This is a genomic window from Bradyrhizobium sp., from assembly GCF_052389815.1.
Lineage (GTDB): Bacteria > Pseudomonadota > Alphaproteobacteria > Rhizobiales > Xanthobacteraceae > Bradyrhizobium.
In genome coordinates this window covers 33,314-45,621 of record NZ_JBQTHN010000023.1, presented here as the reverse complement: position 1 = coordinate 45,621, position 12,308 = coordinate 33,314, and the positions used below count along the sequence as shown (strand labels likewise).

Here is a 12,308-nt window from a genome sequence, read left to right as displayed (position 1 = left end):
ACCACGACAGCGGAAGGCATCGAAACGGAGCAGCAGCGAGAAATCGCCAAGGCATCGGGTTGTAACGAAATGCAGGGCTATCTCTTCAGCCGGCCGATAGCCGTCCAGGACCTCCGACAGTTGCTTTGTCGAAAGGCAGCGCGCGTGGAAGCTTCAATGGAAGGCTCGACGCTTCCTAACCGTTGCTTGGCCGGGTAATAGCACCGAGAAGCGGATTGGCGATATCGATTCGATAGCTGCGGTGTTCGACGGCGAAGCTATCGCGCGTCGGCAGGTCCTCAGCTTTCTTGCAATGTTGCGGAAGATCGCCCGCGAAAATGAGACAGCGATCGTGCTGCTCGATCACCCCTCGGTGCGCGGCATGGCTGACGGTTCCGGAACTGCAAATTCAGCCGACTGGCGCAACTCCGTCCGCGCCATGCTACACCTCTCGGATGCCGACAAAAGTGATCCGGACCTGCGAGACCTCGAGGTCAAGAAGTCGAATTATGGCCGCGCTGGCGAGAAGATCAAGCTGCGGTCGAATGGCTTGACATTCGTACCCGTGCAGTTGGCCAACCGAATAGGAAGTGATCGACCTCCGCCTCTCAACCTTGGCGATAGAAACTAAGAGTTAAGACCATCGGCCTACGCTCTTTCAGTCACGGATCGGGAAAATTCCGCATCTCGGCAAGGCCGCGACCGGCTTGGAGGGGACGGGTGTTGTGTGATCGGAAATGCGCATTGTCTGCCTTTCTGGTTTCGCAACGTAATAGCTTGGCGAACGAATAATGGAAATCAGCGTAATCTTTCCGCCCAAGTCGCGAGACCTGCGTCTCGATCTGCTGCGCGGCATCGCGAACTGGGCAATCTTCCTCAATCACATGCCGAACAACGTGGTCAACTGGATCACCACGCGGAATTACGGGTTCAGTGACGGCGCCGACCTTTTCGTTTTCATTTCAGGATACACCGCAGCGTTCGTTTTCGGGCAGATGATGCGGGACCACGGATTCGTCATCGGGGCAACGCGGATCTGGAAACGCGTCTGGCAGCTCTACCTAGCGCATGTCATGTTGTTTGTCGTTTATGTTGCTGCGGTCGGGTACGTTGCTCTGCGTTTTCAATTGGACAACATCATTCACGAATTCAATGTTGCGTGGCTGGTCGAGCATCCCTTCGTGACGTTGATCTATGCCCTGCTGCTGGGTTTTAAGCCGGTCAATCTGGACGTGTTGCCGCTCTACATCGTCCTGATGGCACTGTTTCCTTTCGTGCTGTGGATCATGCTGCGGCGTCCGAACCTCACGGTTCTCGGCTCGCTCCTGCTCTATGTCGCGGCTCGCCAATTCGGCTGGAATCTGCCTGCATATCCTGAGGGGACCTGGTTCTTCAATCCCTTCTGCTGGCAATTCCTGTTCTGCTCGGGAGCCTGGTTCGCCCTGGGCGGCGGCTGGAAGTTGTGGCCTCTAATTGCGTCGCGACCATTCGTCTATTTCGGATTCGGTTACCTGGCGTTCGCATTGATCATGACGCTGGCGGGTCGCTTCGAAGGTCTCCGCGAGTTCGTTCCGGAATGGCTGTATGGCGCCTTCTTTCCCAACGACAAGACCAACCTGGCGCCCTATCGGGCCCTGCATTTCGGCGTGATCGCCTTGCTCGTCGCGCGATTCCTTCCTCAAGATTGGAAGGGCCTGGAGTCGCCGATCCTGGCCCCCGTCATCAAATGCGGCCAGGAATCGCTGCGCGTGTTCTGTGTCGGCGTGCTCCTGTCGTTCGTGGGCTATTTCCTGCTGGCGGCCGGCTCCGGAACGTTCCTTGCTCAGCTCACGATCAGTGTCGTCGGCATAGCAATTCTCTGCGGCTTTGCTTACTACGGCGAGTGGTCGAAGAAGGTGGACAAGCTGATCAAGCGACCGCCGCCAACGGCACAAACGACGAAGCCTTCAGCTGCTGCGTAGAATGCAGATCGCAGGCATTGGACGCTTTCGATATAGCCGGCCGCGGCCCGCTTCGCCAAGGGAGTGACGTAAAGCTCGGTTTCATCGCGAAATATCGGAAGCGGCACTGGCTGGCAGGACACCCCCAGTGTGAGCGTCCGGTGCAGGCCGCCGACCTTTTCGTCCAGGCCTTCAGCTCTCAACAGATATCAGGTCGAACCGTGAGCCCGCGCGAGCCCAATTCGTTCCGACGGTTGGCGTCACGCCGCTTTCGACTCAAGCCCGAACAACCGGCGCCAAAACATGCGCATGGTCGGGAGCGCCGGCATCACCACTCCAGAATGATCGGCGCCCTTGTACAGCACCAAACGGACTTGTGAGCCGTGGGCAGTCATCTGGTGGTGCAGCCGACGCAAGCACAGCACCACCGCGCAATGTCGACGAATACACGCCCACAGCACCTGAACTCTAACAGGGCCGAAGCCTTCGCGCCAAATCACTTGGAAGAATCGCGTCAACTCAAACCGCAATTGAGTTCGGGCCGGAAATATAATTTGCGAACGCGAGCGCGCTAGGCAAATGACTTCGGACAGCCGATGCCGAGACAATCAACGTCCACCTTGCCGTAATCAGAATCAATTTTATGCTGCATCAGATGGCTTGCATGTGATTCGCACAAGCCGGTAGCGGCAAGCTCCGCAGTCTGGTTTCGGAATACCGGCCTCGAATGTTGCTAAGTCGGCGGCGCCGTTTCGCGCACGGGGGATAATTTGGCTGGTCGAGCACGCCTCGATCGCTCAATGAGGGGATCGGGAAATGTGCTTCGTTTGTGGCCGGGGGTTTGGACTGCGGTATTCAGGATCGGATTTGGCGTCTGCTGCGGATGGTGCAATCGGCCTTACGCGCCGTCAGATGATCGCGACCGCAGCGGCTGCTTCGGTCATCGGCATGCCGACTAGTTCGGCATGGGCCGCTCCGAACCATACGACCGTCTTCCGCGGCGGGCGCATCTACACTGTGGATGACGCGCAGCCCTGGGCGGAAGCGGTCGTGACCAAGGGCAGTCGGATCGTCTATGTCGGCGATAATGCCGGCGCCGCCAAATTCATGCACCGGGGTGCCGAGGTCGTCGACCTCGATGGCCGCATGTTGATTCCGGGCTTTGTCGAGGCCCATTGGCACCTTTCCACCAGTACCTTCGCCCGTGGCGCATGGGTGAATTATGAACGGCTCGACGATGTATTTGATGCATTGCGCCAATATGCCGCCTCGCATCCCAAGGAGAAGATCATCCAGGGCTTCGGCTGGATGGTGACCAATTTCCCCGACACCGGACCGCGAAAGGAGCCATTGGACGCGATCGTTCCCGATCGCCCGGTGCTGCTTATCTCAAATGACTTCCACAATTACTGGGTTAACTCCAAATTCCTCGAAATGGCGGGGATCACCCAAGACACGCCGCGCGACGTCGTGCCTGACTCCTCGTGGTTCGAGAAGGACCCGAAGACCGGCGAGCCGACGGGGTTCCTCTGTGAGCCGCCCGCGCTGTTTGTTGCGTTGGAGGCGCTGGAAAAGCGCGGGATTCAGCCATACGGGCTCAACCTGGCCATTGCGGCAATGGAGGAATGGCAACACAAGCTGGCAGGAGCCGGAATCACCACTGTTTTCGATGCGGGCTTCGTCATTTGGCCGGATCAGCAGCACAACGGCTTCGATATCCTCACGGGTCTCGAACGGCGCGGTAAGTTGCTGCAGCGCGTCGTCGGCTCCTACTATTACAACGATCCGAAGATCGACCCCCTTCCCATCATCCGGGGCTACAAGAAGAAATATCGGAGCGGGCTCGTTGAGGCCAATGTGCTGAAGCTGGTCGTGGACGGCACCGAGCTGGCTCACACAAGCTACTACCTCGAGCCTTACGCCGACCGGCCGAATTGGCATGGCGAGCCGCTTCTCCCCGCCGAGGTGCTGAACCGGGTCGTGCGCGCGGCGGATGCCGAGGGCATCGACATGCATGTTCACGCAGCCGGCGATGCTGCCGTTCGGATGACCCTCGATGCGTTCGAGGCCGCCGCCAAGACGAACGGTCCCCGCAGCCGACGGCACACGATTTGCCACGCCTTCCTGACCGCCCCTTCGGACATCCTCCGTTTTCGCCAATTAGGCGTCGTGGCGAACACGCAAATCCAGTGGGGGGTGCCTGACCCCTATGTGTTGCGAACTCAAACGGTTCTTGGCGATGAGCGAGGGAAGCGGCTGTGGACGTTCAAATCGTTCATCGACCAGGGCGTGACCGTCTCGTTCGGCACTGATGCGCTCGCCACCGGGTACAAGGTCGTCTACAAGCCGCTCGAGGCCATCCAGGCGGGCCACACGCGGCAGGAGCCCGGCAAGCCCGAGGGCCCGGTGCTGGCGCCCGCGAACGAACGCCTCTCCGTTGCGGAATTGATCCGTGGTTACACGATCAACGGCGCTTACCAGCTTCGCAAGGAGAAGGAAATCGGTTCGATTCAGGTTGGCAAGCTGGCCGATCTGGTCGTGCTGGAGAAGAACCTGTTTGACGTTGCTCCCCACGACATCGGCAAGGTGCGCGTGCAATTCACAATGATGAACGGCCGGATCACGCATCGCAGCGGGGTCTAATTCGTCGCTTTTAGCAACAGATTCAGTTCGCGGTTGATCTCTGCCTGCATGGCGCCAACCGCACACTACGGGGATCAACCATGTTTACCCTTGCCCACGCAGCGACCTGGCTTGTGGTCGGCCTCATCGGCGGCAGCCTTGCCGGTATGCTGGTGAAAGGCCGGAAAGCGGGATTTGGACTTCTCGCCAATGTCGGGCTGGGCTGCGCCGGCGCTGTCATTGGCGGTGCCTTGTTCGCGATGCTCGGGCTCTTTCCAGGCCTCGAGACCATCATCATTTCGCTGCGCGACGTCGTGGCGGCGTTAGTCGGATCGCTGGTCGTGCTCGCGGCGCTGTGGCTGTGGAGCGCACGTCGCGCCTCGTAAGGCGCGCCGCTTCAGTCCGGCCAGGCTAGACCTTGGGCAACGTCACCGAAACGGCAACATCCTCGGCAAATGCACAAAGGAAAAATGATCACATGACGGACAAACTCCACGCATCACGACGAACGGTGCTCGCAGGAATGCTCGCCACGCCCGCCGCGCTCATGGCAAAGGTCAGTACCGCTTCGGCCTGCTCCCTCGCATTCGTCAACAACCGGCGCGCCGCCAAGATCGTCGTCCGGTCGATGGACCTGCCGGTCGCCCTGCCGGAGCGCCCGACCTTTGTCGTCTTCCCGCGCGGAATGGCCCGCGATTCCCAGGGAAGCGTACTGCCGGGCATCCACGCCAGAATCGAAGGTGTCCCGCCGAACACGATGCGCTGGACGTCGAAGTTCGGCTGTGCCGCGATGGTGTCGTTCGAAGGCACCGCAACCGACGGTCTCAACGAGAAGGGACTGGCGGCTCATATGCTCGTGCTGGACCAGAGCGCGCTCGAAGCGGCTGATGACCGGCCGATCCTGCCCGATACCCACTGGGGGCAATATGTCCTCGATAATTTCGCGACGGTGAAGGAAGTCGTCGATGCCCATCAGGCCGCCAAATTCCGCATCGCTGCGGCATGGTCGTCCGATCTTGGTCTTGCGAAGCATCTCGGTGTGCACCTCGCCGTCCAGGACGCATCGGGGGATTCGGCGGTCCTCGAATTCGTCAAGGGCAAGCTCGTGATCCATCATGGGCCCGAATACCGCATCATGACCAACGATCCTCCCTATGACGAGATGATGGCGCTGGCGAAGGAGTATGCCCCGTTCGGCGGCACCAAGCCGTTGCCGGGCGATGTCGGCGCCGTCGATCGGTTCGTCCGCCTCGCCGAATACTCCCGCTATCTTCCGGAGCCGAAGACCTATGTGCAAGCCGTCGCCGGAGCATTCTCGCTGTTGCGGACAGCGCAGGTGGCGTTCCGCGATCCCACCCGCGTCGCAGGCGGCAACGCGGGATTCTGGGGAGCCGTCCAGACCAATTGGGTCAGTGCGGCCGACCTCACCAATCGCATCTACTACGTCAACGGTGCAGCGGTGCCGAGCCTGCTCTGGATCGACCTGAAGAAGGTCAATTTCGGCAAGGGCGCCCCACTCCTGTTTCTGAATCCGCACGATCCAAAGGTCGGTGGAGACGCTCGGACATACCTCAAGCGCTGGGCCAAGCGTTGATCGATTGGCGAGTGCATCGCACCCGATGTGGCTCGGCCGACAAGCAGGATGGACGATCCGTCGCCAGCTCTCGTTTCCACGGCCCCGCTGCGTTGCTGGCGGTTCCTACCCTGGACTAGTCATCGCGCGCCCGTGGGCTTGCTCAATGAGCCACCTTCAAGGTCACCACGCCCATCACGATCAGACTGACACCGAGAATTCGGCCGAGGCCGCCAGCGTCGCCATAGAACATGATTCCGAACAGGAAGGTGCCGGCGGCGCCGATGCCGGTCCATATGGCGTAGGAAGTGCCCATCGGAATTTCCTTCTGGGCGAGCCAAAGCAGGAATCCACTCAGCAGCATAAAACCAACGGCGAGCAAGACCCCTGTCAGGCGTTGTCCTTCCGTCTGGGCCATCTTCAAACCGACCGGCCAGCCGATCTCCAGCAAGCCGGCAGAGACCAAGTAAATCCAGGACACCTGCCCCTCCTCACAACGCATGCAAGTCCGGTAACTTGATAAATCCGCAACCCCTACGATTCGGTGAAGAGGCTTGCGGGTGATGTATCCGAAAACCGCAAAGCCAGATCATTGCTGCGCTCTTCCAAGGCGGAGAGCCGCTTCTCGTTGAGCAGGAAGATCGCACCGGTGTGGTCGACTAACATCATGCGTGAGCTGCACTCGGCAGCCGGCATAGCGGCACGCGTGAATCTTAATTGGGTCTTAAGAGGGCGTGCGCTAGATGGTTTGCGACGTACATGGGGCGGGTCCAGCGATCGAATAACTCCGTCGCGCCGTTGTGCGATTTGAGAGTTGCGATTCGTCATGAATTCTCGGGGGAACTGAACTATGCGCCTGATACCGAGCTTCATCAAGGCTATCATCGTTGTCGCCGCACTGTCATTGTCCGGTTGCGGCGAGGGAGACACGGCCCGCCCCGGGGCCGCCACGGTGCCGGCGGTCACGATCGTGAGAGCCAGGTCCGCCCAGATCAAGCCATCGACAGTGTTTACCGGCCGCATCGAGGCGCGTGACAAGGTCGAATTGCGGGCGCGTATCGATGGTTTTCTCGAGAAGCGCCTGTTCGTGGAGGGGGCCGACGTCAAGCCGGGCGATTTGCTGTTCACTATCGAGAGTGCGCCCTACCAGGCGGCGGCGAATCGCGCCCAGGCCGAGCTGGCGAAGGCGCAAGCCGCGCTTGAGCTCGCCAGCATCGAGTTCGACCGGCAAAAGGAGCTGGTAAGTCGCAACAGCGGCACGCAGGCGCGCCTCGACGAAGCAACCGCCAAGCACGGCCAGGCGCGCGGCGAGGTGGAGGTACGCAAGGCCGAGCTGGAGAGGGCGCAGCTCGATCTCGGTTACGCCAAGATCGCCGCGCCGATGGCGGGGCGGATTGGTCGAGCTTCCGTCTCGGTCGGCGGTCTCGTCGGTCCCGGCACTGGCACGCTCGCGACCATCGTCAGCCAGGATCCGGTCTATGTGAATTTCCCGGTGACCCAACGCGAGATCCTCGCAATACGTAAGGAAACGGCGGGCAAGCCGGATCCAGAATACACCGTCTATCTGCAGCTCGCCGACGGCAGCCGCTATGCGAAGAGCGGAGAGCTCGATTTCCTCGATGTGACTGTCAATCGTGGCACTGATACCGTCTTGGCGCGCGCGGTATTTCCCAATCCGGATCGATTTCTTGTCGATGGCCAGCTCGTATCCGTGATTGCCGAGGCGGAGGCGGGCGAGAGTGCCGTGCTGGTGCCGCAAAAGGCACTGCAAGTCGACCAGGGCGGCCCCTTCCTGCTCGTCGTCGACAAGGACGACAGGGTTCAGATCAGGCGGATCGAGAGCGGCCCCGTCAGCGGGGCGGATCTCACGGTTCGTAAGGGCCTGTCCGCCGGCGAGCGGGTGATCGTCGAGCGCGTCCAGCAGCTGCGCCCTGGTGAGGCGGTGCAGGTCAGCGAAACGCAGCCAGGAGCCTGAGCCATGCTCTCGCGCATCTTCATCGAGCGGCCGCGGCTTGCCGTCGTCATCTCTATCGTCATCACGGTTGCTGGTCTGGTAGGGCTGTCCCGCCTGCCGGTCGCCCAGTTTCCCGACATCGTGCCGCCGCAGATTGCGGTGACCGCGAACTATCCGGGCGCGGGCGCCGAAGTCGTCGCGGCGACGGTGGCCGAGCCAATCGAATCGCGCGTCGTCGGCGTCGACAACATGCTCTACATGAAGTCGACCGCGGGCAGCGACGGCAGCTACACCCTCAACATCACCTTCGCTGTCGGCACCGACCCCGACCTCAATTCGGTCAAGGTGCAGAATCGCGTTGGCCTCGCCGATGCGCAGCTGCCGCAGGAAGTTCGCGCGCAGGGCGTCAGCGTCACCAAGCGATCGTCGGCGCTGCTGCAGATCGTCACCTTGATCTCGGCGGACGGACGCTACGACCAGTTGTTCCTCAGCAATTACGGCACCATCAATGTCGTCGATGCGTTGAAGCGCATTTCCGGCATCGGCGAAGTGTCGCCGCTGACGGCCGCCGACTACAGCATGAAGGTCTGGCTCGATACCGGCCGGATGACCTCCTTCGGCCTCACCCCCAACGACGTTGCGGCAGCCGTCAAGCGCCAGAATGTCCAGGCGGCGGTAGGCCGGGTTGGCGCGCAGCCGGCGCTGCCGGACCAGCAATTCCAGCTCAACATCCAGACCAAGGGCCGCCTGACGACATCCGAGGAATTCGGTGCGATCGTCCTGCGCGCCAATCCCGACGGATCGTTCGTGCGCGTGCGGGACGTCGCACGCGTCGAACTCGCTGCGCGGCAGTCCGATTCCTTCGGTCGCCTCGATGGGCAGCCGGCGGCTGTGTTCGGCATTTATCAGTCTCCGGGCGGCAACGCGATCGACAGCGCTGCGCGAGTGCGCGAGGTCATGCAGGAGTTGAAAAGATCATTTCCGGAGGGCGTGGACTATAGGGTGACCTACGACACCACCTCCTTCGTCAAGCAGAGCATGAAGGAAGTCGTCACCACGCTGCTTGAGGCCTTCGTTCTCGTGGTGCTGGTGGTGTTCCTGTTCCTCGGCAGCCTTCGGGCGACGCTGATCCCCTTGCTGGCGGTCCCGGTATCACTGGTCGGCACCTTTGCGGCAATGCTGGCGCTGGGCTATTCGGTCAACACCGTATCGCTGCTCGCCCTTGTTCTTGCCATCGGCATCGTGGTCGACGACGCGATCGTCGTTGTCGAAGCTGTCGAGGCGCAGCTCGAAAAGGACCACAGCCTGACGCCGGCCCAGGCCGCGCATCACGCCATGGGCCAGATCACCGCACCGATCATCGCGATCACGCTGGTCTTGATGTCGGTCTTCGTGCCGGTGGCCTTCATTCCGGGCATTTCCGGCGAGCTGTTCCGGCAATTCGCTGTGGCGGTGACGGTCTCGATGGTAATCTCCGCCGTCAACGCCCTGACCTTGTCGCCGGCGCTCTGCGCGGTATTCCTGAAGGCGCATCAAGGGCCCAAGCGCGGGCTGATCGGGGCGTGGTTGCGCGGCGTCGAGAAGGCACGCGAAGGCTACGGCGTTCTCGTCGGCAAGACCGTGCGGATGACGGCGTTCGGCCTCGTCGTGCTCGTCGGCATGATCATTGGCAGCGGCTGGCTATTCAAAGTGACGCCGGGTGGATTCCTGCCGACCGAGGACCAGGGCGCTCTGTTTGGCGAGATCCAGCTTCCGGAGGGGGCCTCGATCAACCGGACCGACGCGGTGACGAAGCGCGTCGAGGAGATCGTGCGCGCTACCCCCGGCGTCGCCGACGTCACCTCGGTGGTCGGCTACAGCATGCTCGACGGGCTGGTCAAATCCAACAGCTCGTTCCTCATCCTCACACTCAAGCCGTTCGACGAGCGCAAGGGCGCCGGGCTGTCCGCCAATGGCATCGTCGAGCGCTTGACGGCACAGTTCGCGGCCATTCCCGACGCGGAGGTGATCGCTTACAACCTCCCGCCGATCATTGGACTTGGGACCGGCTCCGGCTTTGAATATCAACTGCTCGCCAAAGGCGGGACCGGCGCCGCGGAGGCAGCCGCGGTGGCGCGAGGCCTTGCCTTTGCGGCCAACCAGAACCGGGCACTCGACCAGGTCTTCACGACTTACAGCGCCAGCACGCCGCAGCTCCACCTCGATCTCGACCGCGAGAAGGTCCAGACGCTCGGCATCGATCTGTCGGAGGTCTTCAACGCGCTGCAGTCGGTGCTCGGCGGCTACTACGTCAACGACTTCAACCTCTTCGGTCGCATCTGGCAGGTCAACATCCAGGGCGAGGCGTCCGAGCGGGCCAAAGTCGACGATATCTACCGTATCAATGTCCGCAACAAGGACGGAGAGATGGTGCCGATCAGGGCCTTCGCCGAGGCGCGCCTCGTGCTCGGGCCGCAGTCGATCGTGCGCTACAACAACAGTCCGAGCGTCACCATCAACGGTGGACCAGCGCCGGGGTTGTCGTCGGGCGACGCCATCGCTGCCATGGAGCAGGTGTCGAAGGTGACCTTGCCGGCCGGCTACGGCTTCGAATGGACGGGAACGGCGCTGCAGGAGAAGCAGGCGGCCGGCCAGACCACGGTCGTGCTCGCGCTCGCCGTACTGTTTGCCTATCTCTTCCTGGTCGGTCTCTATGAAAGCTGGATCATCCCGATCCCGGTGCTGCTGTCGGTGTCAGTGGCGGTGGTCGGGGCGTTGCTCGCCCTGCTGATCGCCGGCCTCGACAACAACATCTATGCTCAGATCGGGCTCGTCGTACTGATCGCGCTCGCCGCCAAGAACGGCATCCTGATCATCGAATTCGCCAAGGAGCGCCGCGAGCAGGGGCTGTCGATCGAGGAAGCGGCTATCGACGGAGCCCACGAACGCTTCCGCGCCGTCATGATGACGAGCTTCGCCTTCATCGCGGGCCTCATTCCGCTCGTGATCGCCAGCGGCGCCGGGGCGCTGAGCCGACGCGGCGTCGGAACCGCCGTGTTCGGCGGCATGATCGCCGCTTCGCTTCTGGGAATCTTTCTGATTCCGGTACTCTACGTGATCTTCCAGCGTCTCAGGGAGAGGATGAAGGCGCCTCGTCACGTAGGGGAGGACGCCAAGACCTGAGGGATGGTTGCTTTTCTGTCCTGGGTGGTGCGGCTATCGCGCCGGTCTGGTCACGGATGCTAGCGGATTGTCGGCGCACACCGGTACGCGAAACGGCTCGCCGCCTTCGCCTCAACTTGGCGGCGCTCTGAGGAATACACAGGCTTCCTTGCGGCTTGCCGGGAGCCCCCGCGGACCCCTGCGCGACAGTGCAGGTCGCGGCTAGGAGCGTAGCAATGCCGCAAGCTTCGATAGGTCTGGCGGGTCCGTGACCGCTGGCGAAGGGCGAGGACGCCGAAGGCGACAACCCTGTTGCTGGGACCGTAGGTTCCCATCCCTTGTCATGAAAAACAGCTTACACATCAATGGGGGTTGACTGACACTCTCTCCGCCATTTACACGATTTTGTACGCGAAGCTACGATTTCGTTAGTTGTGCCGGATGCACGACAATGGCCAAGGCAACAACAGAATTCCCCGCCAAAGTGCGAGAGGTTCATCAAGCAGTTCGAGATGATTTCGCATGGCGTTTCACCAGATCATTCGAGACAGTGTCGATGATCTCACCGGATAGTACGGGATCTGGCACCACGCGGGAGAGGACAACCGATCCGATCATCTCGGCGAGCGCCGCTATCGCCGCGCTCCGCTTCGCTTTTGCACTACCTCCTGGCACGAGCTTGGTGAGAAGCCCGATATAGTTGCTGACGATGCTGCCGAAGCACTCCCGCAGCGCCGGATCGTCGTGACGTGCCGCGTCGGCAGCCATTGCTGCAAGGCCGCACCCCTGCCCCGGATCATCGCGGTGGTAGTCCGACACGTAATGACGCACGAGGGTCTCCAGCGGATCATCGCTCGCTGCAATACGGCCCGCGATATCTTCGCTCATATCCTTGTAGGCCCGCTTGACCGCCTGAACGATGAGGTCGTCCTTTGACTTGAACTGCCGGTAGAAGCCTCCGGGGGTGAGCCCGGCAGCCCTCATCAAGTCGACAAGCCCGATACCGTCGATCCCACGTTCCCGGAACAGCCTTGCGGCGGTTGCGATCACCCGCTCGCGGTTCTGCTCGACCGTTTCCTTGCTGACCTTCACGAGCCCA

11 protein-coding genes are annotated in these 12,308 nt (G+C 61.6%); 8 read left to right on the top strand and 3 right to left on the bottom strand.

Translation table 11 applies throughout. The annotated features are described in order from the left end of the window. From ACT4OC_RS05740 to ACT4OC_RS05715, 6 genes are all read left to right on the top strand, one after another. Positions 1–198 (top strand): EAL domain-containing protein (locus ACT4OC_RS05740; RefSeq protein WP_444838004.1); only part of this gene is annotated, 198 nt, incomplete at its 5' end. Between the two features lie 43 nt (positions 199–241). Then, the gene (locus ACT4OC_RS05735; RefSeq protein ID WP_444838003.1) at positions 242–610 is read left to right on the top strand and encodes a hypothetical protein; all 369 of its coding nucleotides are present in this window, start codon (positions 242–244) and stop codon (positions 608–610) included. A 160-nt stretch (positions 611–770) separates the two neighbouring features. Further along, complete coding sequence (locus tag ACT4OC_RS05730; protein WP_444838002.1) at positions 771–1,940, top strand: OpgC domain-containing protein; 1,170 nt, start codon at positions 771–773, stop codon at positions 1,938–1,940. Between the two features lie 891 nt (positions 1,941–2,831). After that, positions 2,832–4,562, top strand: coding sequence for an amidohydrolase (locus ACT4OC_RS05725; protein ID WP_444838001.1), 1,731 nt, complete (start codon positions 2,832–2,834; stop codon positions 4,560–4,562). An 80-nt stretch (positions 4,563–4,642) separates the two neighbouring features. Continuing rightward, complete coding sequence (locus ACT4OC_RS05720; RefSeq protein WP_444838000.1) at positions 4,643–4,927, top strand: GlsB/YeaQ/YmgE family stress response membrane protein; 285 nt, start codon at positions 4,643–4,645, stop codon at positions 4,925–4,927. Between the two features lie 92 nt (positions 4,928–5,019). Next, positions 5,020–6,135, top strand: coding sequence for a linear amide C-N hydrolase (locus ACT4OC_RS05715; protein ID WP_444837999.1), 1,116 nt, complete (start codon positions 5,020–5,022; stop codon positions 6,133–6,135). Between the two features lie 142 nt (positions 6,136–6,277). Here the strand turns inward: ACT4OC_RS05715 and ACT4OC_RS05710 are convergent, their stop codons facing one another. Continuing rightward, positions 6,278–6,595, bottom strand: coding sequence for a DMT family transporter (locus ACT4OC_RS05710; protein WP_444837998.1), 318 nt, complete (start codon positions 6,593–6,595; stop codon positions 6,278–6,280). Between the two features lie 53 nt (positions 6,596–6,648). Beyond that, a complete protein-coding gene (locus tag ACT4OC_RS05705) occupies positions 6,649–6,783 on the bottom strand; it encodes a hypothetical protein (protein ID WP_444837997.1) in 135 nt (44 codons plus the stop codon). A gap of 181 nt (positions 6,784–6,964) precedes the next feature. Here ACT4OC_RS05705 and ACT4OC_RS05700 point away from each other — a divergent pair, with 181 nt between their 5' ends. Together ACT4OC_RS05700 and ACT4OC_RS05695 are read left to right on the top strand one after the other, a co-directional pair. After that, complete coding sequence (locus ACT4OC_RS05700) at positions 6,965–8,089, top strand: efflux RND transporter periplasmic adaptor subunit (protein ID WP_444837996.1); 1,125 nt, start codon at positions 6,965–6,967, stop codon at positions 8,087–8,089. A 3-nt stretch (positions 8,090–8,092) separates the two neighbouring features. Further along, positions 8,093–11,230, top strand: a complete 3,138-nt coding sequence (locus tag ACT4OC_RS05695) for an efflux RND transporter permease subunit (RefSeq protein ID WP_444837995.1) — start codon at positions 8,093–8,095, stop codon at positions 11,228–11,230. Between the two features lie 477 nt (positions 11,231–11,707). On the opposite strand, the gene ACT4OC_RS05690 is transcribed toward ACT4OC_RS05695, so the two are convergent. After that, complete coding sequence (locus ACT4OC_RS05690) at positions 11,708–12,301, bottom strand: TetR/AcrR family transcriptional regulator (RefSeq protein WP_444837994.1); 594 nt, start codon at positions 12,299–12,301, stop codon at positions 11,708–11,710. Positions 12,302–12,308: the final 7 nt, after the last annotated feature.

Excerpts from the sequence above, each read along its gene's own strand:
- ACT4OC_RS05730 (WP_444838002.1), top strand. The coding sequence starts at position 771 with ATGGAAATCAGCGTAATCTTTCCGCCCAAGTCGCGAGACCTGCGTCTC.
- ACT4OC_RS05725 (WP_444838001.1), top strand. The coding sequence starts at position 2,832 with ATGATCGCGACCGCAGCGGCTGCTTCGGTCATCGGCATGCCGACTAGT.
- ACT4OC_RS05720 (WP_444838000.1), top strand. The coding sequence starts at position 4,643 with ATGTTTACCCTTGCCCACGCAGCGACCTGGCTTGTGGTCGGCCTCATC.
- ACT4OC_RS05715 (WP_444837999.1), top strand. The coding sequence starts at position 5,020 with ATGACGGACAAACTCCACGCATCACGACGAACGGTGCTCGCAGGAATG.
- ACT4OC_RS05705 (WP_444837997.1), bottom strand. The coding sequence starts at position 6,783 with ATGATGTTAGTCGACCACACCGGTGCGATCTTCCTGCTCAACGAGAAG.
- ACT4OC_RS05700 (WP_444837996.1), top strand. The coding sequence starts at position 6,965 with ATGCGCCTGATACCGAGCTTCATCAAGGCTATCATCGTTGTCGCCGCA.
- ACT4OC_RS05695 (WP_444837995.1), top strand. The coding sequence starts at position 8,093 with ATGCTCTCGCGCATCTTCATCGAGCGGCCGCGGCTTGCCGTCGTCATC.